The sequence below is a fragment of the Paraburkholderia kururiensis JCM 10599 = LMG 19447 genome, from assembly GCF_003986935.1.
In the GTDB taxonomy this organism is placed as follows: Bacteria; Pseudomonadota; Gammaproteobacteria; order Burkholderiales; family Burkholderiaceae; genus Paraburkholderia; species Paraburkholderia kururiensis.
In genome coordinates this window covers 106974-129068 of record NZ_RJZE01000023.1, presented here as the reverse complement: position 1 = coordinate 129068, position 22095 = coordinate 106974, and the positions used below count along the sequence as shown (strand labels likewise).

General features: G+C 67.3%; 24 protein-coding genes and 1 tRNA gene. 12 read left to right on the top strand and 13 right to left on the bottom strand.

Features of this window, described 5'->3' with window-relative positions; genetic code table 11:
- Positions 1 to 90: 90 nt before the first annotated feature.
- The 3 genes from PKKP23_RS25440 to PKKP23_RS25430 all read right to left on the bottom strand — a co-directional run bounded on the left by PKKP23_RS25440 (position 91) and on the right by PKKP23_RS25430 (position 2432).
- The gene (locus PKKP23_RS25440; protein WP_017777679.1) at positions 91 to 822 is read right to left on the bottom strand and encodes a peptidoglycan DD-metalloendopeptidase family protein; all 732 of its coding nucleotides are present in this window, start codon (positions 820 to 822) and stop codon (positions 91 to 93) included.
- 149 nt (positions 823 to 971) lie between these two features.
- Complete coding sequence (locus tag PKKP23_RS25435; RefSeq protein WP_126878919.1) at positions 972 to 1880, bottom strand: aldose epimerase family protein; 909 nt, start codon at positions 1878 to 1880, stop codon at positions 972 to 974.
- Positions 1881 to 2156: 276 nt separating this feature from the next.
- A complete protein-coding gene (locus tag PKKP23_RS25430; RefSeq protein WP_126878918.1) occupies positions 2157 to 2432 on the bottom strand; it encodes a hypothetical protein in 276 nt (91 codons plus the stop codon).
- A 19-nt stretch (positions 2433 to 2451) separates the two neighbouring features.
- On the opposite strand from PKKP23_RS25430, the gene PKKP23_RS25425 reads away from it, so the two are divergent.
- Positions 2452 to 3282: an undecaprenyl-diphosphate phosphatase gene (locus PKKP23_RS25425; RefSeq protein WP_126878917.1), complete on the top strand. Its 831-nt coding sequence runs from the start codon at positions 2452 to 2454 to the stop codon at positions 3280 to 3282.
- A 133-nt stretch (positions 3283 to 3415) separates the two neighbouring features.
- Positions 3416 to 3492 (top strand) — tRNA-Arg (locus PKKP23_RS25420).
- Between the two features lie 89 nt (positions 3493 to 3581).
- Here PKKP23_RS25420 and PKKP23_RS25415 read toward each other — a convergent pair.
- Complete coding sequence (locus tag PKKP23_RS25415; RefSeq protein WP_205703016.1) at positions 3582 to 4475, bottom strand: LysR family transcriptional regulator; 894 nt, start codon at positions 4473 to 4475, stop codon at positions 3582 to 3584.
- Positions 4476 to 4560: 85 nt separating this feature from the next.
- On the opposite strand from PKKP23_RS25415, the gene PKKP23_RS25410 reads away from it, so the two are divergent.
- The 6 genes from PKKP23_RS25410 (at position 4561) to PKKP23_RS25385 (ending at position 10261) form a co-directional block, all read left to right on the top strand.
- Positions 4561 to 5337, top strand: a complete 777-nt coding sequence (locus PKKP23_RS25410; RefSeq protein WP_126878915.1) for an NAD(P)H-dependent oxidoreductase — start codon at positions 4561 to 4563, stop codon at positions 5335 to 5337.
- A 90-nt stretch (positions 5338 to 5427) separates the two neighbouring features.
- Positions 5428 to 6183: a DUF3348 domain-containing protein gene (locus PKKP23_RS25405; RefSeq protein ID WP_126878914.1), complete on the top strand. Its 756-nt coding sequence runs from the start codon at positions 5428 to 5430 to the stop codon at positions 6181 to 6183.
- Between the two features lie 34 nt (positions 6184 to 6217).
- Entirely contained in the window at positions 6218 to 8353 is a 2136-nt protein-coding gene (locus tag PKKP23_RS25400; RefSeq protein WP_126878913.1) for a DUF802 domain-containing protein, read from the top strand.
- Positions 8350 to 9006, top strand: a complete 657-nt coding sequence (locus PKKP23_RS25395; RefSeq protein WP_126878912.1) for an OmpA family protein — start codon at positions 8350 to 8352, stop codon at positions 9004 to 9006. Before PKKP23_RS25400 ends, PKKP23_RS25395 begins: the two co-directional genes overlap by 4 nt.
- A 139-nt stretch (positions 9007 to 9145) precedes the next feature.
- The gene (locus PKKP23_RS25390) at positions 9146 to 9868 is read left to right on the top strand and encodes a DUF2894 domain-containing protein (RefSeq protein WP_126878931.1); all 723 of its coding nucleotides are present in this window, start codon (positions 9146 to 9148) and stop codon (positions 9866 to 9868) included.
- A gap of 168 nt (positions 9869 to 10036) precedes the next feature.
- Positions 10037 to 10261, top strand: a complete 225-nt coding sequence (locus PKKP23_RS25385; RefSeq protein ID WP_126878911.1) for a hypothetical protein — start codon at positions 10037 to 10039, stop codon at positions 10259 to 10261.
- 207 nt (positions 10262 to 10468) lie between these two features.
- On the opposite strand, the gene PKKP23_RS25380 is transcribed toward PKKP23_RS25385, so the two are convergent.
- On the bottom strand, positions 10469 to 12130 hold the full coding sequence (locus PKKP23_RS25380; protein ID WP_126878910.1) for a sigma-70 family RNA polymerase sigma factor: 1662 nt from the start codon (positions 12128 to 12130) through the stop codon (positions 10469 to 10471).
- Between the two features lie 161 nt (positions 12131 to 12291).
- Positions 12292 to 12738: a hypothetical protein gene (locus tag PKKP23_RS25375; protein ID WP_126878909.1), complete on the bottom strand. Its 447-nt coding sequence runs from the start codon at positions 12736 to 12738 to the stop codon at positions 12292 to 12294.
- A 194-nt stretch (positions 12739 to 12932) separates the two neighbouring features.
- On the opposite strand from PKKP23_RS25375, the gene PKKP23_RS25370 reads away from it, so the two are divergent.
- The 3 genes from PKKP23_RS25370 to PKKP23_RS25360 all read left to right on the top strand — a co-directional run bounded on the left by PKKP23_RS25370 (position 12933) and on the right by PKKP23_RS25360 (position 14661).
- The gene (locus PKKP23_RS25370) at positions 12933 to 13187 is read left to right on the top strand and encodes a hypothetical protein (protein WP_017777692.1); all 255 of its coding nucleotides are present in this window, start codon (positions 12933 to 12935) and stop codon (positions 13185 to 13187) included.
- Positions 13188 to 13476: 289 nt separating this feature from the next.
- A complete protein-coding gene (locus PKKP23_RS25365) occupies positions 13477 to 13995 on the top strand; it encodes a hypothetical protein (protein WP_240659137.1) in 519 nt (172 codons plus the stop codon).
- A 129-nt stretch (positions 13996 to 14124) separates the two neighbouring features.
- Positions 14125 to 14661, top strand: coding sequence for a hypothetical protein (locus PKKP23_RS25360; protein WP_026122027.1), 537 nt, complete (start codon positions 14125 to 14127; stop codon positions 14659 to 14661).
- Between the two features lie 173 nt (positions 14662 to 14834).
- Here PKKP23_RS25360 and PKKP23_RS25355 read toward each other — a convergent pair whose 3' ends face one another.
- The 3 genes from PKKP23_RS25355 to PKKP23_RS25345 all read right to left on the bottom strand — a co-directional run bounded on the left by PKKP23_RS25355 (position 14835) and on the right by PKKP23_RS25345 (position 17699).
- Positions 14835 to 15917, bottom strand: a complete 1083-nt coding sequence (locus PKKP23_RS25355) for a tyrosine-protein phosphatase (RefSeq protein WP_240659136.1) — start codon at positions 15915 to 15917, stop codon at positions 14835 to 14837.
- 11 nt (positions 15918 to 15928) lie between these two features.
- Positions 15929 to 17290: an ATP-binding protein gene (locus PKKP23_RS25350; protein ID WP_126878908.1), complete on the bottom strand. Its 1362-nt coding sequence runs from the start codon at positions 17288 to 17290 to the stop codon at positions 15929 to 15931.
- Between the two features lie 163 nt (positions 17291 to 17453).
- The gene (locus PKKP23_RS25345; protein WP_126878907.1) at positions 17454 to 17699 is read right to left on the bottom strand and encodes a hypothetical protein; all 246 of its coding nucleotides are present in this window, start codon (positions 17697 to 17699) and stop codon (positions 17454 to 17456) included.
- On the opposite strand from PKKP23_RS25345, the gene PKKP23_RS25340 reads away from it, so the two are divergent.
- Positions 17688 to 18437 carry a response regulator gene (locus PKKP23_RS25340; protein WP_017777697.1) on the top strand — a complete coding sequence of 250 codons (750 nt, stop codon included), beginning with the start codon at positions 17688 to 17690 and terminating at the stop codon, positions 18435 to 18437. The two genes, PKKP23_RS25345 and PKKP23_RS25340, sit on opposite strands and share 12 nt — an antisense overlap.
- Positions 18438 to 18518: 81 nt before the next feature.
- Here the strand turns inward: PKKP23_RS25340 and PKKP23_RS25335 are convergent, their stop codons facing one another.
- The 4 genes from PKKP23_RS25335 to PKKP23_RS25320 form a co-directional block, all read right to left on the bottom strand.
- Complete coding sequence (locus tag PKKP23_RS25335) at positions 18519 to 19181, bottom strand: flagellar basal body L-ring protein FlgH (RefSeq protein WP_051062126.1); 663 nt, start codon at positions 19179 to 19181, stop codon at positions 18519 to 18521.
- Between the two features lie 389 nt (positions 19182 to 19570).
- Positions 19571 to 19807: a DUF6726 family protein gene (locus PKKP23_RS34200; protein WP_126878905.1), complete on the bottom strand. Its 237-nt coding sequence runs from the start codon at positions 19805 to 19807 to the stop codon at positions 19571 to 19573.
- A 7-nt stretch (positions 19808 to 19814) separates the two neighbouring features.
- Positions 19815 to 20030 carry a hypothetical protein gene (locus PKKP23_RS25325; RefSeq protein ID WP_017777701.1) on the bottom strand — a complete coding sequence of 72 codons (216 nt, stop codon included), beginning with the start codon at positions 20028 to 20030 and terminating at the stop codon, positions 19815 to 19817.
- A gap of 282 nt (positions 20031 to 20312) precedes the next feature.
- The gene (locus tag PKKP23_RS25320; protein WP_126878904.1) at positions 20313 to 21890 is read right to left on the bottom strand and encodes an acid phosphatase; all 1578 of its coding nucleotides are present in this window, start codon (positions 21888 to 21890) and stop codon (positions 20313 to 20315) included.
- Between the last annotated feature and the right edge of the window lie 205 nt (positions 21891 to 22095).

Sequence of the window (22095 nt, the reverse complement as noted above, 5' to 3'; positions counted from 1 at the left end):
TATGCGCCGAACCCCCGTTCGCCCGGCCTCGAGCCGGGCTTTTTTTGCCCCTGCAATACGACGATGCGCGTGCTTAGCGGCCCATGTTGACTAACGCGGCGGCAATGAACGGGAAGGGTCGATGGAGCGTCCTTCATAGCGCAGCTCGAAATGCAACATCGGACGATCCGAATCCGTATCGCCCATTTCGGCAATCTTCTGTCCTTGCGCAACCGTTTGCCCTTCCTTCACGAGCAGCGTGCGGTTATGCGCGTAGGCCGTGAGGTAGTCGCTATTGTGCTTGATGATCAGCAGATTGCCGTAGCCGCGCAGACCGTTGCCTGCGTAGACCACCGTGCCTCGCGCCGCTGCGACGACCGGCGTGCCGGGGCTGTTCGAGATGTCGATGCCCTTGGAATTCTTGCCGTCGAAACCCCGCACCACGTTGCCCGCGGCCGGCCAGACGAGCGAGATGGGTGCGGCGGGGGCGGCCGACGGCGCCGCTGAAGATGCGCTCCCGGACGCTGTGCCGGTTGCGGTGCCGCTGCGAGCGGCCGGCGCGCCGGATTCGGCCGTGCCGCGCGACGCTCCGTTGCCGCTCGACACCGTCCCGGAAGGCGGAGCGACACGCAGCACCTGACCGACCTCGATGGAATCCGGGTTCGACAGGTTGTTCCAGCGGACGATGCTCTGCACGGACTGCCGGTTAGTCCGCGCAATCTTCGATAGCGTGTCGCCGCGTTCGACGCGGTAGTAGCCCGGTCCCACCGGCGCCGACCCACAGGCGGCGAGTGCCGCGACGAGCCCTGCGCAGGCGAGCCGCCTGATTCTTGTTGCCAACATTGGACCTCGCAATGCGTCGCGTGCATACCGATCCCCGATCGCGCGACAGTTGCAAAAAACGTCCGATTCTAACGGGTTTGCATTTTGCGACGTCAACTGAAACGCCGCGCATGGCGCGCGGCGTGATCCTGGCGCATCGCGGTCGAGCGTTAGCGCAAGCCGCTCACGGTGATGCGCAGTGCCGCTTCTTCGGTCGCGCCCGGTGCGAGCCAGCGCAGGCCGAGACCGTTGTGGATGGCATCGGGCAGACCGAGCCACGGCTCGACGCAATAGAAGTCCGACTCCGGGCGCTCGGTCCAGGTGGTCACGGCGTACCAGGGCACGGAACCCGGGCGACGCAGGTCGATCGTGATCGTCCGGTTCAGGCCGGGGGCGATCACGCGTACGGGGGTATCCGGCGCGCCGTCGAGACAGTGAAACCGGTCGTGGATGCGCGCTTCGTCGAGCGTGTAGCGCTGTGCCCCCGGCTCCGGCGTGCTGATAGTGCCGTCGGGCAATTGGTGGCGGCGTTGCGTGCGCGGCAGTTCGAGCACCGTTTCAGCACGCTGATCGTGCGGCAGGGTGAAATAAAAGTGATGGCCGGCGTAGTAGGGCAGCGGCTCAGTGCCGGTGTTCGTCGTCGTCAGCGCGACGTCGAGCGTGTGGGCATCGGCGAGGCGATACGTCGCTTCGAAGCGGAATCCGAACGGATAGCCGGCGCGCGTAGCCTCGCTATCGGTGAGCGTGAGCCGTACGCCGTGGCTGTCCGCATCGGGTTGGGCGGCGAAGGGCAGGTCGCGTGCGAAGCCGTGCATCGGCACGTCGCGGACCGTGCCCTCGGCATCGCGCCAGCGGCCGATGTCGCCGTCCACGCGATGACGCCCGAGAAACGGGAACAAAAGCGGATTGCCGCCGCGCACGCGCGCGGGTTCGGCCCAGTTCGCGTCGTCGGGCCAATAGATGACGGACTGGCCGTCGATGTGCCACGACAGCAGCCGGCCGCCGGCCTGCGGCGCGACGCGCAGCAGCGACGCGCCGTGTGCGATCTCGAGAATGTCCTGTTGCTGGAATTGGGGCATGTCGATCGGATACGTCGAATACATGGAAAGGAAGGAAGCCACGCCATGCAAGGCGCGACCCCGCAGGCGAACGGCGATTGTGCGCCGCTTTGGGCTACGGGGAAACCCTTCCCGGGAAATTGCGAGTGTCGTGCCGGCAGAGGCTTGTCGATAATCCGCATACCGCCCGGTAAAACGCGACCCCGGGCCCGACCGGACCGGAGGCGCTATGGATCTCGCAATGGCAATGGGCGTAGCTTTATTCGGCATGTTCACAGCGAGCACCGTTTACTTTTTCTACAAGGTCGCGCGCTGAAGTTGAAGTGCGCCGTGGCTGCCAGGCTGCCGCCGCGTGTTTGCCTTTCGTCTTCCTGACAATGCCTTTTCAGCAGGGCCCGCATCATGGCGGGCCTTTTGCTTGTCGTGCTCCCGATGTTTTCTGCCGCGCCCGTCGCTCTGACGCGGTGCAATAAATAAATCGTCAAAAATCGCCGAACGCTTGGCGCATCCATACTGCACCGGCATAATCGGTGCGCTTCGGGCGCCGGGGCGGCACGCCGGCGCGATGTTCATCCAATGCGAGGATCCGCGCGTGAGCTTTTCGTTCCTGATCTTTTTGAGCGTGTTGCAGGGCGTCACTGAACTTTTCCCTGTCAGCAGTCTCGGACACACCCTTCTCGTGCCCGCGCTGTTCGGCATGCACATCGACAAGCACGCGCCGCAACTGCTGCCGTTCCTCGTGGCGCTGCATCTCGGCACCGCGCTTGCGCTGCTGCTGTATTTCCACAAGCGGTGGATCGCGCTGATCAGCGGCTTTTTCAGCTCGCTCGCGGGGCGGCACAACGACGACGGCCACATGATGTGGGCGCTCATCATCGGGACGATTCCGGCCGGGATTGTCGGGCTCGTGCTTGAAAAGCGGCTCGAGCGCATCTTTCACGACCTGCGGATCGTCGCGATTGCGTTGATCATCAATGGGCTGCTGCTCTGGTTCGGCGACTGGCTGCAGCGCTCGCGCGCGCATCGTCCGCCGGAAAAGCTGACGTTCAGGCAGGCGTTCCTCGTGGGCCTCGCGCAAATCGGCGCGCTGATTCCCGGTTTCTCGCGCAGCGGCCTCACGATGATCGCCGGCAACGCGGCGGGCCTCACCGCGGAAAAGGCCGCCGAGTTTTCGTTTCTGCTCGGCACGCCGATCATCTTCGCGGCGGGCCTGCTGGAGTTGCCTAAACTCTTTCACGCGCCGGGCCAGCTTGGGGACGCGCTCGTGGGCGGCGTCCTGACCGGCATTGCGGCATGGCTGAGCATCCGCTTTTTGATGCGCTACTTCGAAGGCCGTGGACGCCTGGCGTCGTTCGGCATCTATTGCGCGATTGCCGGCGTGGCGTTCCTCACCTGGTTCATGCTGCATCCGCAACCCGTCTGAGCACGCCCGGACGCGGATGCGCGCGGCTCTGTGTGCGGCATTCAAGGTATAATTCCGCGCTTGCTCCCTTCCTTTGGGAGCAACCATCATCTTCATTTCGGGCGGCGTTGCGGACGCCGCTTCCCGTCGATATGCGGCAGTAGCTCAGCTGGATAGAGCATCGGCCTTCTAAGCCGAGGGTCGGGGGTTCGAGCCCCTCCTGCCGTGCCATCTCAGGCGACATGCGCGTTTATCGCTGCCGCCGCGGCAGCACGAAGAGGGCGTACCTCCGTTGTGAGATCGCCGTGCCTGCTCCTCCCTCAACCCCCACCCCCCACAAACTCCCTCAACCACCGATGCGCCGGGTCCCGATGCATACGCTCGTGCCACAGCATCGACATCTCGTAGCCCGGCACGTCCACCGGCGGTTCGACCACGCGCAGCGTGTCCATGCCGCGCACGAGCCGTTCCGGCAGCATCGCGACCAGATCGGTGCTTTCCAGCACAGATCGCACGAAGAGAAAGTGCGGTACCGAAAGCACGACGCGGCGCGTCATGCCGACTTTGGCAAGCACGTCGTCCGTAACGCCGACGAAGCCTCCGCCCTTCGGCGACACGATCACATGCTCGAGCTGGCAAAACTGCGCCAGCGTCGGGCGGCGCTTCAATCGTGGATGTCCGGCGCGCCCGACCAGCACGTATCGCTCGGTAAACAAGGCGCGGCGTCGTAGGGTGGGCGGCGCGTCCTCGGTGGTGTGGAACGCGAGATCAATCGCGCCTTGTTCGGCCTGCTTCGCCAGCTCCGATGGCGGGACGGTCACCACCGCGAGTCGCGTGCCCGGCGCCGCCGCGCGCAGACCGCTCAAGGCGGGCAGCACGATCGTCGATTCGCCGTAATCGAAGGCCGAGACGCGCCACGTGTGCGTGGCCCTGGCCGGGTCGAACGCACGCGCCGGCAGCACCGCGCGTTCCAGCGCTTCGAGTGCCTGCCGCAGCGGTTCGCGCAACTCGTCGGCCTTCGCCGTGGGTCGCATGCCGCGTGGACCCGGCAGCAGCAGCGGGTCGCCGAACACGCTGCGCAGCTTCGCCAGTTGCACGCTGACCGAAGGCTGCGCGAGATGCAGGCGCTCAGCGGCCCGCGTGACGTTGTGCTCGGAGAGCAGAACGTCGAGCGTGATCAGCAGATTGAGGTCCAGCTTTCTGAGATCGTCCATGGCAATACCTGTCATATTGGGAATTCATTTCCAATATACCGGCGTCGCACCTATCCTGCCTTCGTTCACCTACGGAGGCTTACTCATGAACGTCTTGCTGGTCTACGCCCATCCCGAACCGCGCTCGTTGAACGGCTCGCTGCGGGACTTCACCGTCAACCATCTTCAGCAGGCGGGGCACGCGGTCCAGGTCTCGGACCTCTACGCGATGAACTGGAAAGCCGTGCTCGACGCGAGCGACTACCCCGAGCGCGAAGCCGGCGCGCCGTTCAATCCCTCGCTCGATTCGAAGCATGCCTTCCAGCACGGCACCCAAGCCGCGGACATCGCGCGCGAGCAGGAGAAGCTGCGCTGGGCCGACACGGTCCTCCTGCAATTCCCGCTCTGGTGGTTCACGATGCCGGCCATCCTCAAAGGCTGGGTGGAGCGGGTCTACGCATACGGCTTCGCCTACGGCGTGGGCGAGCACTCGGACACGCACTGGGGCGACCGCTACGGCGAAGGCATGATGAAGGGCAAGCGTGCCATGCTCGTCGTCACCACGGGCGGCTGGGAATCCCACTACGGCTCGCGCGGCGTGAACGGTCCCATCGACGACATCCTGTTCCCGATCCAGCACGGCATCCTCTATTACCCGGGCTTCGACGTGCTGCCGCCGTTCGTCGTCTATCGCACGAGCCGCATGGACGAAGCCCGCTTTGCGCAGGTGCGCGAGGCGCTGGGTCAGCGGCTCGATACGCTCGACACGGCCGCACCCATCCCGTTTCGTCAGCAGAACAGCGGCGCGTACGAGATACCGGCGCTCACGCTGCGCCCCGAGCTCGCGCCGGGCGAAGCCGGATTTGCGATACACGTAGGTTGAATCGCGACCATCCGCACGTTCCCTTCCTGACAAAGACGACGGCCGGGCCGCGGGCAGCGTGTAAACTGCTGCCTTTTTGCCTCTGGTCGTATCGTGCAAGCCCCGCCCCGTACCGCCTTTGGCGGTCCGACCCTCGTTCGTCTGCTGGCCCGTCTCGCCGATGCCGACGTTCCCGCGTCCACGCAGTCGCTCTCCGACCGTCTGAGCCAATGGCTCGGCTGGACCGACGCCATCGCGCTCTCATCGGCGCTGAACGCGAATCCGCCCGCGGTGATGGGAAGCGCGCGTCCGCCTGGCCGAGCCGAGGACGAACTGTGCGCGAGTGTGCGGAACGCGCTGACGAAGGCGATCGCCAACGACGCCGTGCTCGCCGTCAGCCGGCGCACGCGCGCGCCGCGCGGCGGCTCACAGGCCGTGCCGGAGCAGGCGGCGGGTGACTACGCCGCGTTTCGTCAGTCCTATCTTTCGTTGCAGCAGGCGATGGAAACGGACATCGGCGACCTGCGCGGCCGCCTGCGCGCCTTGCTCGCGGCGCGCACGTCCGGCCTCGCGCGGCTTGCCGTGCTCGATGCCGTGATGGAGCGCGCGCTTTTCGCACGCGAGCGCACGCTGCTCGTGTCGGTGCCCACGCTGCTCGGTGTTTACTTCGAGCGTTTGTGCCGCGAGGCGCAGGCCGATGCCCCGCCCGCAACGGACGCCTCCAACGACGCCCCGCCGATGCTCTCAGGCGAGCGCCTCGACGCGTTTCGCCGCGATGTGCAGAGCGTATTGCTCGCCGAACTCGAAGTGCGGTTTCAACCGGTCGAAGCGCTGCTCGCGGCGCTTCGCACCCGCCAAGCCCGCTAATCAAAACCCTATGCAAGACCCCATGCAAGAGCCCATGTCCCGCATGTCCAGCATGTCCCGCGCCTTGTCCTCATTTCGCATCGACCTCGTCGTCTTCCTGGCGGGTCTCGCCGCCGTGTGCTGGATCGCCGTGGGCTACGCCGCCTCGAATCCGCTCGCTTCGGCGGTGACGCTCCTGATCGGCGCCTGCTACGTGGCGGGCGCGCTGGAATTGCGCCGCTACCGGCTCGCTACCGCCACGCTCGTGCGCGCCGTCGCGGGTCTGGCGGGGCCCGTGGACCGGCCGCCCGCGCTCGGCGCGTGGCTCGACCAACTCGACGCAAGCCTGCGCGGCGCGGTGCGCGCGCGCGTGGAAGGCGAGCGCGCTGCCTTGCCGGCGCCCGCGCTCACGCCGTACCTCGTGGGCCTCCTCGTGCTGTTGGGCATGCTGGGCACGCTGCTCGGCATGGTGGCGACGCTCAAGGGCACCGGCGCGGCGCTGCAAGGCGCGAGCGATCTCGACGCCGTGCGCACCACGCTCGCCGCGCCTGTTAAGGGCCTCGGCTTTGCGTTCGGTACCTCGATTGCGGGCGTGGCGACTTCCGCGATGCTCGGCCTGCTCGCCGCGTTGTGCCGACGCGAGCGTGGCGAGGCCGTGCACTTGCTCGACGCAAAGATCGCGACGACGCTGCGCGTCTACTCGCAGGTGTATCAGCGCGAGCAGACCTTCAAGCTCATGCAGCGCCAGGCCGAGGCCATGCCGGTGCTCGTCGAGCGCCTGCAAACGATGATGACCGCGCTCGAGCAACAGAGCGCAACTGCCCACGAGCGGCAGATGGCGGGCCAGCAGGCGTTTCTCGGCAAGACCGAGGCCACCTGGGCGAGCCTCGCGGCGTCCATGCGGCAATCGCTGAAAGAGAGCGCCGCGGAAAGCGCGCGCGCCGCGGGCGCCGCGCTCCAGCCGGTGGTGGAAGCTACCATGGCGGGGCTTTCGCGCGAGACCTCGTCGTTGCATGACACCGTCGCGCAAGCGGTGCAGCGGCAACTCGACGGACTTGCGAGCGGTTTCGAATCCACGGCGGCCAACGTCTCTGAGGTCTGGAACCGCGCGCTCGCCGAGCATCAGCGCTCGGGCGAGGCGTTCACGCAGCATCTGCACGCGTCGGTGGACCGGCTGGCCGGTGCCTTCGAGCAACGCTCGGCCGGCATGCTGGAAGGCGTGGCGGCGCGCCTCGATGCCACGGCGACCGGTCTCTCGCAGGCGTGGAACGAGGCGCTCGCGCATCAAGGCGAAGCGAGCGCGAAACTCGCCGCGGCCAACGAGCAGGCGCTCGCCGCCGCCGCGGCCGGCTTCGAGCAGCACGGCGCAGCGCTCGTGCAGGCCATGAACGAATCGCACGCGAATCTGCAGACGCAACTCGCCTCACGCGACGAAGCGCGGCTGCAGGCGTGGACCACGTCGCTCGCTTCGATGGCCGCGGCGCTGCGCGAAGAATGGCAAGAGACGGGCGCACAAACCGCGAGCCGTCAGCGCGAAATCTGCGAGACGCTGGCCAGCACGGCGCAAGCCATGTCGGCGCAGAGCGAGGCGCATGCGCGCGAAACCATCGGCGAAATTTCGCGGCTCGTCGCGGCGGCGTCCGAGGCGCCGAAAGCCGCTGCCGAGGTGGTGGCCGAACTGCGTCAGAAGCTCTCGGAAAGCATGGTCCGCGACACCGCGATGCTCGAAGAGCGCAGCCGCATTCTGGACACGCTGTCGACCTTGCTCGACGCGGTCAACCACGCATCAACGCGGCAGCGCGAGGCGATCGACGCGCTCGTGGCCACCTCGGCCGATCTGCTCGAACGCGTGGGCGCGCGCTTCACCGACAAGGTAGAGACGGAGGCCGCGCGGCTCGACGGCGTGGCAGGCCAGGTGAGCGCGAGCGCCGTCGAGGTGGCGAGCCTCTCGGACGCCTTCGCGGGCGCGGTGCAGGTGTTCGGCGCATCGAACGACCGGCTGGTGGCGCACCTGGAGCGCATCGAGAGCGCGCTCGACCGGTCGCTCACGCGCAGTGACGAGCAGCTTGCGTACTACGTGGCGCAGGCGAGGGAAGTGATCGACCTCAGCATGCTGTCGCAGAAGCAGATCGTCGAAGACCTGCAGCAGCTTGCTGGCCGGCAGGCACCGGCAGGAGCCGATGCGGCATGAGCGACGAAATCGACAGCGGCGCAGGCACGGTAGAGGCCACGGCGCCCATCTGGGCCGCGTTCGGCGACCTGATGTCGGTGCTGGTGGGGGCGTTCGTGCTGATTCTGGTGGGCGTGATCGGCCTGCAGATCGAACTCTCCTCGCGGCTGCGGGAAGAGACACGCCAGCGGCAACTGGAGGCACAGCATCGCAAGACGCTCGAACAGGCGCTCGCGGGGCCGCTCGCCGCGGGGCGCGTGACGCTTGTGAACGGGCGCATCGGCATTAACGGCAGCGTGCTTTTTGCGCTCAATTCCGACCAGTTGCAGCCGCAGGGCCGCGATCTGCTGAAGAGCCTCGCGGGACCGCTCGCGGCGTTCCTCAAGACCAACAACGAGATGCTGATGGTGAGCGGCTTTGCAGACGACCTCCAGGTGCGCTCCGGCAATCGCCAGTTCGCGGACAACTGGGAACTCTCGGCCAAGCGCGCGCTCACCGTGACGCGTGCGTTCATCGATGCGGGCATTCCGGCGTCGTCCGTATTCGCAGCCGCGTTCGGCTCGCAGCAGCCCGTGAGTTCGAATGCGGACAAGGAAGGGCGCGCGAAGAACCGGCGCGTGGAGATTACGGCTGTGCCGAAGCTGGCGACGGCTAACGATGAGCATCGTGAATAGCTCGGGGGAGCGCGTGGCGCCGGGCGATCGTGAACCCAGCGCTGGAGACTCGGGCGACGGCACGGCGTCGAACGCCATCGCCGGCGAATCTCGCCACGACGCCCGCTCCGAACCGGCTGCGGTGCGCGATGCGGCCGCCATGCCGGATGCGGTGACTCAGGCGCAGGCGCTGCTCGATAGCTGGCGCGAGCGCGGCGCGGAGCGCATCGCGCCCATGCGCTTTCGCTTCATCGACGCGCTGCACCGCCGCGCCGCCGCCCACCGCGGCGAGACGCGGCGATTGCTCGACGAAAAACTGACGCAAGCGTTGGATGAATACAGCGCGGAACTCGCGCGCGCAGGTTTTGCTACCGCCGATGCAGCGCAGGATCGCGCCGCGTCACAACAACGCGCTTCACAACAACGCGAACCGGTTCGCGGAGCATTGTCGGAACTGATCGATTACGTCGCCCGAGGTGCGCAGCCGAGCGCGGACAACCGTACCGGCCCGGCAGGCAAAGACCGCAGCCGCGACGCGGCCCAGCCTGCAATGTTGCAGCCGAACCTGTCGAGCTGGCCCGAGATGGATCTGCTCGACTACTTCCGTGCCACGTGGTCGCGGCTCAGCGCCGAACGACAATTGCGTCAGTCCGAAGATCGCGTGCCGCGCAACGCGGGGCCGCTCAATTCGAGCAGCCTCGTGCATCGGTCGCTCTCGCTGATGCGTGAACTGTCGCCGGGCTATCTCCAGCACTTCCTGTCGTATGTCGATGCGCTGTCGTGGGTCGAGCAGATGAATGGCGCCGCCGGTGCGCCGAAGGACGCACCGCGCGCTGCGAACACGGCAACGGGCAAGAAGGGCGAGCGAAGCCGCGCACGTTAGCGCGGGTCAGGGCGACCGGCGTGGAAAAGACTTATGGTCTGCGGAAAAGCGCCCTTCACAAAGGGCTGCAGCCATTGATGCGGGTCAAGTCGCCACGGCACCCCGTCCTATAACGTGGGAGGTGCCGCGCACGCCGATCGCGCCTCGAGCCTACGACGAGGACTCATCATGCTCAGCCCCCACGAATTCGCCACGCTCATGCTCATCAAGCACGGGCACAAGCCGCAGCAACTGGACCGTTTCGAGGTGCGCACGCTTCAAACGCACCGCCTCATCACGCTGGAGCAGCGCGAGAGCGAGTACGTGAATGCGTGCGTGACGCCGCGCGGCGATTCGGTACTGCGCGCCATTGCGCGGCTGCCGCAGTTCGCGCCGTTGCCGCCGTTGCGTTAGTCCGCGTTCAATTCCGTTTGCGTCGTTCGCGCCCGCGTTCCAGCGGGAAAACTCGGGACAAACTCGTGCCAAGCGAGGCACAAACGCGATGCAAGGCGATGCAGACGGCGGGAGCGCATGCCTGCGCTACGTTCGTTACGTGCACGACACCCCGCCGATTTACCGCAGCCATCCCTCGGCTACGCCCTTCGCTACGCCCTTCGCGTCTCACGCGTCCGCGGCGTCCGCTTCGAGAAACTCGCGAGCCGCGTGTGCTTCGGCCGACGAACGCAGCGCCGCCAGCGCGCGCCGTTCGATCTGCCGCACCTGCTCGCGCGATACGCCGGCTTGCCGCGCGATCGTATCGTAGGTGTCGGGCGCGCCGCCGCCAATGCCGAAACGCCGCCTCAAGACATCCGCCTCCGAGGGCTTCATCGACTTCAGCAGCGATGCGACGCAGGCGCGCATGCGTCCGTCCACAAGCGAGGCGAACGGCGTTGACGCATTCGTGTCCGCCACGATGTCCACGAGTTCCGTCTCGCCGTCAGGCAGCAGCGCGTCGAGCGACGCGGGTTCTCCGGGCAGCGCGAGCAGCGTTTTCAGCCGCTCTTCGCTGAGCCCGCTTTCTGCGGCAAGCTGGTCGAGGGCGGCGTGGCGCCCCGTGCGCTGACGAATCTGTTCGCCGACGCGCCGTATGCGGCCCAGTTGATCGCTCACATGCACGGGCAGGCGGATCGTGCGGGCGCGGTCCGCGACGGCGCGTGACACGGCCTGACGGATCCACCACGTCGCGTAGGTCGAGAACTTGAAGCCGCGCTGATATTCGAACTTGTCGATGGCGCGCATGAGGCCGAGGTTGCCTTCCTGCACGAGGTCGGCGAGTTCGAGACCGCGGTTTGCGTACTTCTTGGCAATCGAGAGCACGAGGCGCAGGTTGGCTTCCAGCATGCGACGCGTGGCGTCGCGCTGGCGGCGTTGGGCGCTGGCCAGCTCGCCTGCGAGCGTGGCGACGAGTTCGGGCGGCACGGTGGCGTTGGCGGCGTCGCCGGCGTGGGCCTGCAACGCACGCAGAACGGCCGACGCGCTTTCCACCGCGCGCGGCGACCATCCGCCAGCCTGAGCCATGTCGACGATGCGCGTGCGCGCGTTGCGATGCGCGCGCGAGCCTGGCCCGCTGCTGCGCAACGCGCGGCGCAGGGCGGCGAGCGCGTGTTTCGTCTGCTCTGCGCTGTCGGCATCCGTGCGAGCGGCGCTTGCCTTGCGGGCGGGCGTTTCGGTGTCGGTATTGGTATCGGTATCGGGGTTAGCGCCGTCGCTATTGTCACGATCCGCCGATTCGCTTGCCGGCTGGTTCACATTGGCGAGCAGCACGGCAGCGGTTTCCGTGCAACCGGCGAGCGCCCACAGCACGTCCCGCCGGGCCGCTTCGATTTCCTTCGCCAGCGTCACTTCTTCGTCGCGCGTGAGGAGCGGTACGGCGTGCATGCGGCGCGCGTAGAGGGCGAGCGGGTCCGTGGAGGCGCTTGCCCCGCGCGCGGCATCTTCGATCAGGTCGCTGGCTTCCTCCAGCACCTCGCGGTCCACGGCAGGCGCGGCGTCGTCTGCGAGAAACGTGCCGTCCGGCCGTTCTTCGAGCACTGCGATGCCGGTTTGCCGGAGCACCGTGCGCACGGCGTCGAGCGCATCCGGCGAGGTGCGCTCGTCCGGAAACTCGTCGACGATGTCGGCGTCGATCAGGTAGCCCTGCGCAGCGGCGAGCGCGAGCAGCCGCGCGACGCTCTGCCCGTACTGGTTCGTGCGGTCGCTGTCGTCCGTACGATCGGTGCGGTCGGTGCTCCGGTCCGCGTTCCGGTTCGTGCCTTGTACCCGGTCTGCCGTAGTCATATCCATTGCGGTTTGCCGCCGTCCTGCGTGAGTGAACTCGCGTTCACCCGGTTGCGCTTGCCAGTGAATCGCGGACGCCCGTCCGCCGCGGCTTGCGTGACGCTGGCAAACGTGGGGGCGATTCGCCGAACTTCAACGCGGCCGACGCGACCGCGTTGGCCGTGTGCTTACGCCGTGGCGTTGCGTGCCGCCTTGCCGCCGTGGTGTTCGTCGTGATGTTCGTCGTAGTGGCCGTCCGCGCCGTGCGCCGCGACCTGTTCGCCGAACCACGGCACCTCCGCGCGCAGCGAAGCCGCGTAACCCAGCCAGCCGCCGGGATTGCCCGCGAACAGGTGCTCACGCACCGGCGCGGCCAGCGCGTCGTGATCGAGCGTGTCTTCCAGCAGCAACTGGGGCCAGAGACAAAACGCGCGCAGCGCGGCGTCCGCGAATTCGCGCACTGTCATGTGCGCCCACACATATTCGATCAGCGCCACGTCCGCGAGGATGGGCGACGCCGCGATCAGCTCGGCAATCGTTTCGTCGTCGCGTTCGCGCTCCACCACGCGGCTGATGGTCTGCAGCACGCTGCCCAGCTGCAGCAGCAGGGCGCGGCGTTCGTATCCGTCGTTCATCTGGAATGCCTCCGTTGGTCACGCGCGGTTTGCATGCCCTCTATTTACGCAGTGTGCGAGGCGATACGTTTGAGCCATGTCAACGGGCCGGCAAGGTGTCGCGGCCAGCATGGAAAGCTGAAAAGAGGGTCGCGCAGCATCAGGCCGTAGCCGTAGAGCGAGAAACGAAGAACGCAATGAGGAGGGAAACCGCAATGAACCAGACCAACGTGCCGCAGCCCGCTACGGCGAGCGAAATTCGCGACATCGTCGGGCGCGTGGAAGACGACGTCGTGGCGCAGATTCTCGACATCGGACCGACGAGCGCCGAAGTGCTCGACGCCTGCACCTGGCTGCGTTCGGACGAACGCCGGCAGCAACGGCTCGACCACGAACTGCACGGCCGTGCGGCGCGCGTGCTCGCGATTCTCGAAGTGGCGCTGCCCGATATCGAAGACGGCGGCCCGTGAAAGCGGCGCGGTCCGTAACACGCGGAGGCGTGGGGTAAGAACCGGGGCGCGTGGCGTAAGCGCCGATAACATCCGGAAAGGGGACCCCATGATCCCCGCGTTTATTGCGGCTTCGGACGAGTCACCGCTGACCGACCATGGCGGCAAGCGTGAAACGCATCCTTCAGCGGCGAGACGGCCGGGAAACGGAGCGCGGCACGCCAGCCGTTACACCGTGTGTGCGCCGTGTGCGTGTTACACGCCGGTTATGTGTGTTACGTCGATTACTCTCCGAACCTGACCGCTACCCATGCAAGCCGATCTTCACTTCTCTCTGCCCCTGTTTCAGCGCGATGCGGTTCGCGTCGCACCCGTGCGCGCGGCGCGCCGAACGCCGCTCGCGCGCCGCATGGCGGCGGCCGTTGCCGCGTCGTGCGCGCTCGGCCTGGCGGTTGCGCCGGCCCTGACTTATGCCGGCGAAGTGCCCGACACGTGCGCCGCGCTCGCGCACGTCGTCTCCACGCGCGACTTCCAGACGCTGCGCGGCCAGACCGGCGGCATGCTGACCGACGCGCCGTTCCTCGGCGACTGCCGCGCGGCGCGCCACGTCTACGATTGCCGGTTCGCTGCTCACTGGGGCGCGGACGGCGTCGTGAGCGACCCGCTTGAAGAGATGGGCGCCGACATCGCCGCGTGCTTCAACAACGTCGTGCACGACGTGAACACGCCGACGCGCCAGCACTTCACGGTGCGCAGCGACAACGGTCCCGTGAGCGTGACGGCGAGCGTCGATGGGCCGCGTACGCTGCATCTGCGCATCGTCCGCTGAGGGCAGCGGCGCTTGCGCGTGGGTGGGCGCGGTGCGTGGCGTGACGTGCGCGCGGTGGCGACGGCGATGACGAGCGTGCTGCCTCGCGCCATGCCGGCCGGCGAACGGCGGCAGTGCCGCCGCTGCGCGATGCCGCGTGCGTCGCTGCTGCTGGCGGCGCTCTTCGCGACGCCGTGCTTCAGCGCGCTCTCGGGCTGCGCGTGGACGCTGATTTCCGCTGCGGACGCCGCGGGATCGCTCGTGCAGGCGGGGTTCGCCGCGGCCTCGAATTTTCCGTCGGCGACTTACGTGAACGGCAATCCGGCCACGCTGCACACGGTGTGCATCGAGCTGAACCAGAACGTCTCGCAGGGCGATTTCGTGCCTGCGTTGCAGTACGCGTTGCGCAAGCGCGGCGTGATGTCGGAGGTCTACAGCCCCGGCACGTCGCCACCCACCTGCGAAGCCACGCTGGTCTACGCGGCGACGATGGAATGGGGCCACCGTTCGTTCAGCGACGAATGGACCGCCTACCTCTCGGCCATCGACCTCACGCTCATGCGGGGCGGTCAGGTGCTGGTGAATGCGCGCTATGAAACGCGCGGGCTGAACACGGATCGCTTCTCGAGCCCGAGAACGAAGCTTGGCGCGCTGGTGGACCGGATGGTCGTGGCGCGCACCGATTGACCGAACCGGATGCGTCGCACGCGCCACCGCGCCGTGCGCTGCATCGAGAGGTACGTGCGCCGAAGGGCGCGCGTACCGGAACGTCCCTCGTAGGCCTGCCTGTGCGACCGGGCAGGCCATACTTCGGGGTTCTTCACCTACCACAGTGAAGAACCCCTTTTTTTCATTGACGTTCAGACCACGAGCTTCGCGCGCAGCGTATCGATCACGCCCTGGCTCAGACCGAGCCCGGAAGTGAGATAGCTGTTCAGGGTTCCGAAGCTTTGCTGCATCTGGTCGAAGGCGGCCTGCAGCACGTCGGGCTGCGCTTCGTAGAGCGGCTTGGCGCGGGCGGCCACAGTGGCGTCCGTGCGGCGCGCGAGGGCGTCGATGCGCGCGGAAATGGCGCTCGCTGCAACGGTGTTGGTGAGCAGATAGTCCTGCATGATCACGTCGAGCGGCACGCCCGCAATCGCGAGCAGCAGCGCCGCGGCCCAGCCCGTACGGTCCTTGCCCGTCGAGCCGTGGAACACCTGCGGTCCCGCCGTGTTGGCGAGCTGCGTGAAGAGCGCGCCGAAGCGCGAGCGCGATTGCGCGTCGATCACGAGGCGCCGCTCGGCCTCGCTCATCCACGCCACGGCTTCGGCTTCGCTCGCGGGGCGCACGGCGCTCACGTCGATGGGCGAGATGTCGAGTTCGCTGCGCACGGCGCCATAGGGCAGCCGGTCGGGCCGCGCGTCGACTTCCGCTGCGACGCGCAGATCGTAGACCTGGGCGATGCCGAGGCGCGCGAGGGTGGCCGCATCGGCGTCGTCGGGCGAGAGCGCGCCGCTGCGGTAGAACATGCCGCGCCGCGTGCGGCGGCCGTCGGTAGTCGGGTAGCCTGCGCCGGAGCCGCTCACGTCGCGGAAATTTTCGACGGAGGTGAGCTGGACCGCCGCAGGCACGTCGGTCGTGTCGCCGCCTCCGCATGCCGAAAGCAGGCACGCGCCGAGTCCGGAAAGCGCCACGGCGCGCGCGCTGCTCTTCAGGAACGCACGGCGCGTCAACGCCTGCGGCAGGATCGGCAGGGGCGGGCGGGAGCCGCTGCAGGCCCCGTGCATGCGCAGCGCAGCGGCGTACGCGCCGTGGAGTGACGGGTTGAATGCGGGGTTGAATGCGGGATTGAATGAGGGATCAAGCGCAGGGCTGAAGGAAGCATTGTGCGCAGGCTCGTGCGGCGTGTCCGTGTGAAGCAGCATGGAGGAAGACGGTGAGGCGTGGAAGGCAGCGTCCATGTCAGGCCCGTTCATGCGGTTGCGAGCCGGGCGCCGGCGCGTGAGCTGTCGTATGGCGACGGGCGGCCCGGGAGGGCGCGCGGCGTCTGGGCGGGAACGGCGATGCGCACGGCGAGCCCGCCGCCCGCCGCGTTTTCGATCACGCAGCGGCCGCCCAGGTCGCGCGCCAGCCGCGTGACGATGGCCAGCCCGAGACCGCAGTGGCCGTCGCCCGCACGCGCGGGATCGAGCCGCACGAACGGCTTCAACGCGTCTTCGATGCGTGCGGGCGGAATGCCTCGCCCGTGGTCGCGCACCATGAGCACCCAGTCGTCGCCGTCGCGCTGCGTGCTGATTTCGACGGGCGGCTCGCCGTGTTCGAGCGCGTTATCGACCAGATTCGTGGCGAGCCGGTCGATCAGCGTGCGAGGCAGACGAAACGCGGGGCCGGCCGCGAGCGCGAGCACGAAGAGCGGCGCATCGTCGTCTTCGGGCAGCGAGAACTGCTCGGCGAGAAAGTCGTCCACGCCCACATCGGGACCAGCCGCGGGCGCGCTCGCCGCGAATTCGAGGAACTGCTGGACGATGCGGGTGAGCGAATCGATGTCGCGAATGAACTGCGCGCGCGTTTCCTCGTTGCCGCCCGCGGTCACGCTCGCGCGCAGCTTGAGGCGCGTGAGCGGCGCCTTGAGGTCGTGCGCGATGCCGGCGAGCATGACGGCGCGCTCGTCGTCGGTCTCGTTGATCTGCTGCATCATCTGGTTGAACGCGCGGATCAGGTCGCGCAGCTCGCGCGGCCCGCGCTCGGCCACGGGCGCGGCGCGCCGGCCGCCGCCGAAATGGCGCGCCACCTGGGCCACGCGCGAGAGCGGCCGCTGCAACTGCCACGCGGCCACGAAGGAGAGCAGCAGCGCCCCCACCAGCATGGACACCGATTCCACGAGAATCGGCTTGGGCGGCGGCAGATCCACGGGCGTCACGATCCAGTTGTTGCTGTCCGGGTAACGCACCCAGAGCCGCACGGTGTGCTGCGGGTCGACGTCCGCGGCAATCTGCACGCCGGCCGGTAAATCGGCGGCGAGCTTGCGCGCGAGCATCGCGATGGGCGTCGCGGCTGGGCTTTGCAGCTTCACGGCGGCCGGCATGTTCCAGGTCGGCACGAGATGGGTATGCAGCGCGGGCGCGAGATGGGCGCCGTGGGAGGTGTCGCTGTGTACGGCTTCGAGCACGAGCAGCAGGCCGCGCGCGTAGCCGTCCGCGTCGTGGTGGCGGCGCTGCGCCGTGAGCACGGCGAACCAGCCCGCCTGCACGGCGAACAGCACGATCATGGAAATGAGCGCCATCCTGCCGAACAGCGAGTCGAACGGAATCTTGAGGAGGGCTCGCTTGTTCATCGCAGACAAAAGGGCGGGCAGGAGGACGGATCGACAAACGGGCCCGCAGGTAGACCGATACGCAGACCGGTGCGGCCGCGAGGCACGGCAGGTGCCGGAATCGACACCGCGAAATTGTAGACGGCCATCAAAAAAAGAACCTTGCAGAGTTCTGACGCTGGAGTTACCGATTCTTACGTTCATTTGAGGTTCGGTGAGCCGCGTTGCTTTCCTGAAAGAGCGCGAAAGACGTGTCAAATGCACGCGGGAACACCGCACGGCAACCTTCGGCGAAATCGGCCTCGCAGGCGGGCGAACCGCGCAGGCGCATGCCGTGGCCCGAAAGGGTCATTACAGGAAATATCTGGAAAGGATTGGCCGTCGCAAAAACGCGAATTGAGCCCTTAGAATCCGTGGCATGACTGAACATGTGCTGCTCGTCGACGACGACCCCGTAGTGCGCGACCTCGTGCGCGAATACCTGCAAAGCCACGGCTTCGCGGTGTCCGTGCTGTACGACGGCGCGGGCCTGAAACGCCGCCTCGAAATGGAGCGGCCGTCCATCGTCGTGCTCGACGTCATGATGCCCGAGCAGGACGGCATCACCGCGCTGCGCCAGTTGCGTGCCACGGGCGACAACATTCCGGTCATCTTTCTTACCGCGCGCTCCGACGTGATCGACCGCGTCGTGGGTCTCGAACTGGGCGCCGACGACTATCTGCCCAAGCCCTTCGATCCGCGCGAGCTGGTGGCGCGCATCCGCACGGTGCTGCGCCGGCAGAGCACGGTGTCGCCGGGCGCGCCCGAGATTCGTCCTTCGTACCGCTTCGGCCCGTTCGAAGTGGACTTCGCGGCCCGCGAACTGCGCCGCAACGGCGAGCGCGTGCCGCTGCGTTCCAGCGAATTCGCTACGCTCAAGATCTTCGTCAAGAACGAGATGACGGTCATCACGCGCGCCCAGCTCAACGAACGGTTGCGCGGCCACTCGGCCACCTACCGCGACCGCAGCCTCGACGTTTCGATCTGGCGCCTGCGCCGTCTGATCGAGACCGATCCTTCCGAGCCGCGCTACATCCAGACCGTCTGGGGGCAGGGCTACATCTTCGTGCCGCAGGGCGAGACAGGCGCGGCCGAGCGCTACGGCTCGGGCAGTCCGGTTGCCGGGTAAGCGGGCGGCGCGCGCCGCGGCGTGAGAGGTCGTCCAGATCATTTCGCCATCACGCGGTGTCTGCTGTTTTGCGCGCCCGCTTCAGAACGTCAGCACGCTCAGGAAGAGATGCTGCAGCCAGCCCACCGTCGTGGAATCGGTGAGGCTGCCCACGCCCGCCTGTTCGATGTGCGCGTTGGCCACCTTGTTCGACGCCACGTAGTTGCCGGCCTCGATGTCCTTCGGATTGACGATGCCCGAGAGCCGCAGCCGCTCCTGGTTGCCCGCCATCGCGATCACCTTTTCGCCTGCCACCACGAGATTGCCGCCCGCGGTCGTGCCGATCACGGAAACGGCGAGCGTGCCGTCCATGCCCATCGAGTTCTTCGTCGTGCCCTTGCCCGTGAAGGTCGTGTCCGCCGAACCGATGTTGAAGAGACGCGCGAGACGCGCGGCGGCGCCCGTCGATTTGTCCGCGGCTTCCGCGCTGATCGAGCTTGCGCGGCTCAGTTCGGTGTCGGCCGAATCGTTGCCGGACCACGATTCCGAGAGGCGAATGGTGAGCACGTCGCCTACATGTTGGGCGCGCGGCGTCTCGTAGAGCGCGAGCGCGGTGCCGGGCTGAAAGATGGCGCCCTGCGTGTTGATCGTGTAAGGCTGCGCGACGGTGGGCGGCTGCAAGGGCATGTTGACCACCGAGGGCTGCCGGCTCGAGCCGCAGCCCGTGACGAGCCACGGCAACGCGGCGAACACGAAGGCGAGCAGCCTTGGGTTTCGCGCCTGTCGCGCGATGCGGCGAGGGAAGCGAGTGGAGCGAGGGGAGCGGAACGACGCGATCATGGCTGCGGACCTGAATGACGGCTCGATATGAAAGCTCGATAACGAACACGATGAAGCAATGGCCAGACGATACGGGCCGCGCGGCTCGCGCAATGGGCCGAATATGCGCGGCGACGCGACCGGTCGTTATCAGAGATTGCCGGCCGCTTGCATAGCCTTGCGCGGACTTGCGGCGTGTTGCGAATTATTGCGGCGGCGCGAACGCAGCGTCGCCCGATGATGGAGAGGCAGCGAGAAGACGGACGTGACGGACGATCCCGCCACGCCGTGAAGCCGTCCCTCCCTCTGCTGTTGCACCCCGTCAGGCGATTGCGTCAGTCGATCACGTCGGCACAGGCATCGAACGGCACGGCGGCCGTGTGGCCCACGACCGGCACTACCTTCAGCGTGGCCGCGACCACGCGGCATGGCAGCGCCGCGACAGCGCAGCCGTCGAGCGAGAACGTGGCCGCCGCCATGGCGAGCCACGCGCCGCACATGCGCGCGGCTCGCAACACCGCCGCGGGCCGGCCGCGCCATCCGTACCACCGTGCCGGAACAGCTGTCACCATGCGCCGCTCACGCGGTGGTGTCGACGTTCGAGCCGACCATCGAGCCGGTGCGGGCTTTGCGCGCGGTGTCGGCGGCGGGCTCGGCGGCCGCTTGCGTGCCGGTGCCGGTGCGCAGGCCGGTGCGGCTGCCGGTCTTCGCCGAAGCGGCCCCGGCGGCGCTGGTGGTCCCGGTGGCCTCGTTGAGGTTCGGCAGGTGAGTGGAGGGAAGGTTGGTCAGTTGCATGAGGGCTCGCTCCGATGGTTGAACGTTGATGCGCGAAACACGGCGACAGGGGACGCACCGTATTTCGCGCTCCGATCTTCACGCGCGAGGCGCCGCGCCGAAGCGCGCGGCACAGCGTGTTTTTCGCAGGCCCTTACCAAACCTTAGCGGCGCATGGCATAGGCGGCACGGCGCGCGTCACGGCATACGCATCACCCGCACGAATGCAGCAGAAACAAAAAAGGGCAGCCGAAGCTGCCCGAAGGTTGCGCGTAACGCGCGTTGCTGCTGCTTGAAGAAACCTTAGTGCACGATGTCGAGCGCGTTCGTGAGGTCGCCCATCGACGGGTTGCCGTTCGCGGTCAGCCCCTTGTCGCGCGCCGTGAGACCCGGCAGCGTGGGCAGCGCGTAGCGGCGCGTGATGAAGCGCAGGATCGAGGTCGTGTCGTACTGCGTATGGTCCACGAAGCCCTTCTTCGCGAGCGGCGAAACGATGATGGCCGGAATGCGCGAGCCCGGACCCCAGCGGTCGCCCTTCGGCGGCGCGACGTGGTCCCAGAAGCCGCCGTTTTCGTCGTAGGTGACGATCACGACCATGTTGTTCCACTGCGGGCTCTTCTGCAGATGCGCGATCACGTCGGCGATGTGCTGGTCGCCCGACTGGACGTCCGTGTAGCCCGCGTGCTCGTTGAGGTTGCCCTGCGGCTTGTAGAAGGCCACTTGCGGCAGCGTGCCGGCATCGATCGCCTTGATGAACTCCGAACCCGCAAGGCCGCCGTCCAGCAGGTGAGCCGAGCGGTTCGCCGTGCCCGGCGCGTAGCCCGCAAAGTAGTTGAACGGCTGGTGGTGCGGCTGGAAGTTCGGCGCGCTCATGTTCGCGCCGTAGATCACGCCCGAGGTGCCGCTTTGCGACGCGGAGAACGCCGCGCCCCACGCGCCGCCATACCAGGCCCACGACACGCCCGCGTTGTTGAGCAGGTCGCCGATGTTCTGCTGCGTCTGCGCCGGCAGCGTCGTGGCGTTCGACGGATCGGCGAGCGTCGTGTCGCCGCCCGAGGCAGGCTTGTTGCCGCTCGGCTGATACGGCGGCTGCATCGTATTCACGGCGAAGAAGTCAGGCGTGAGGTTGCCCGACTTCACGAACTTCGGCGGCCCCGAAATGGCGGAGGCGGGCGAGTTCGACGCGACCTGCAGCGAAACGCCGTCCGGATTCACGGCCGAGATCGAGCTGGCGGCCGGGCTCGCGTCCGCGTTCGGGTAGACCGGCGTGCACGCGCAGACGAGCCACTGGTGGTTCAGGAACGAGCCGCCGAACGCGCCCATGAAGAAGTTGTCGGCGAGCGTGTATTGCTGGGCGATCTTCCAGAGCGGCAGCTTGTCCGCGTTGAGGTTGTAGTAGCCCATCACGAGGCCGCCCGAGTCGGCCCAGGCAGCGAACTTGTCGTTCTTGCCGCCGTCGATCTGCATCTGGTTTTCGTAGAAGCGGTGCCACAGGTCACGCGTCGTCTGCGTGAAGGGCACGTTGAAGCCGTTCGGATCGTCGATGGCGAACGGGCTGTTGGGCAGGTTCGCGGTCATCGCCTGCGTGACGGCGGGCGTGACGCCCGTTTGCGTGAGGCCGTTCCAGACGGGCGGCAGCGTGGCCATCACCGAGCCGTCGCGATCGAGCTGCTTCGCGCTCGCGGCCGTCACGTTCTGCAGGCCGTTCGCGCCCGGGAACTTGCCGTAGAGGTTGTCGAAGCTGCGGTTCTCCGCATAGATCACGACGATGTTCTTCACCGACGAGATGTCCGGCTTGGTGACTTCATTGCCACCGCAGGCATACAGGCCGAGCGCTGCAACGATCGCGAGGGGCGCCGTGCAGATCAGTTTCTTGTTCATGGAGTTCTCTCTCTCGCGTAGGGGACTGCCGCTGCCGTTCTGTCCATCCGTTGTGCCCGGCTCCCGATCTATGCTGTGCGGCTGTTGTCGGGAACCGGCGGGTTGTCTCGGCACGTTCGGCCCCGGGGAGTGTCGCAAGCTAATTTGACAGACAGATGTAATTATTTACAAGCGCCTTTAAATTCCCGGGCGTTCGTTGGCTTTC